Annotated in this window: 1 protein-coding gene; it reads left to right on the top strand. The window is 69.0% G+C overall.

Annotated features, from left to right (window positions below):
• A partial coding sequence (locus tag ACFY9E_RS40205; RefSeq protein ID WP_390993614.1) for a 2-oxoacid:acceptor oxidoreductase family protein occupies positions 1-1,289 on the top strand: 1,289 nt, incomplete at both ends.

Here is a 1,289-nt window from a genome sequence, read left to right as displayed (position 1 = left end):
CAGCTGCATTTCGCCGACCACGACATCCTCACGCCCGGGGATGCGCCGAACGTGCTGGTGGCGATGAACCCGGCGGCTTTGAAGGCGAACATCGGTGATCTGCCGCGCGGGGCGGAGGTGATCGTCAACACGGACGAGTTCACCCGGCGGGCGATGCAGAAGGTCGGCTACGAGACGTCTCCGCTGGAGGACGGGTCGCTGGACGGCTACCACGTGCACCCGGTGCCGCTGACCACGCTGACGGTGGAGGCGCTGAAGGAGTTCGATCTGAGCCGCAAGGAGGCCGAGCGCAGCAAGAACATGTTCGCGCTGGGTCTGCTGAGCTGGATGTACCACCGGCCCACCGAGGGCACGGAGAGGTTCCTGAAGTCGAAGTTCGCCAAGAAGCCGGACATCGCGGCGGCGAACATCGCCGCGTTCCGGGCGGGGTGGAACTTCGGGGAGACGACGGAGGACTTCGCGGTCTCCTACGAGGTGGCGCCGGCGGCGACGGCGTTCCCGCCGGGGGTGTACCGCAACATCTCCGGCAACCTCGCTCTGTCCTACGGGCTGGTCGCGGCGTCGCGGCAGGCGGATCTGCCGTTGTATCTGGGGTCGTATCCGATCACGCCGGCGTCGGACATCCTGCACGAGCTGAGCCGGCACAAGAACTTCGGGGTGCGCACGTTCCAGGCGGAGGATGAGATCGCCGGGATCGGGGCGGCGCTGGGCGCGGCGTTCGGTGGTTCGCTGGCGGTCACGACGACGTCCGGGCCGGGTGTGGCGCTGAAGTCGGAGACGATCGGTCTTGCGGTCTCTTTGGAGCTGCCGTTGCTGATCGTGGACATCCAGCGGGGTGGTCCGTCGACGGGTCTGCCGACCAAGACGGAGCAGGCGGACCTGCTGCAGGCGATGTTCGGGCGCAACGGTGAGGCGCCGGTGCCGGTGGTCGCGCCGCGCACCCCGGCGGACTGCTTCGACGCCGCGCTGGAGGCGGCGCGGATCGCGCTGACGTACCGGACGCCGGTGTTCCTGCTGTCCGACGGGTATCTGGCCAACGGCTCCGAGCCGTGGCGCGTCCCGGACCTCGAGGAGCTGCCCGACCTGCGGGTGCGGTTCGCGCAGGGCCCCAACCACACGCTCGACGACGGCTCGCAGGTGTTCTGGCCCTACAAGCGTGACCCGCAGACGCTGGCCCGCCCGTGGGCGGTTCCGGGCACGCCGGGTCTGGAGCACCGGATCGGCGGGATCGAGAAGCAGGACGGCTCGGGGAACATCTCCTACGATCCGGCCAACCACGACTTCATGGT

Source organism: Streptomyces sp. NPDC012466 (assembly GCF_042955215.1).
In the GTDB taxonomy this organism is placed as follows: domain Bacteria; phylum Actinomycetota; class Actinomycetes; order Streptomycetales; family Streptomycetaceae; genus Streptomyces.
This window is presented reverse-complemented; position numbering and strand designations above follow the sequence as displayed.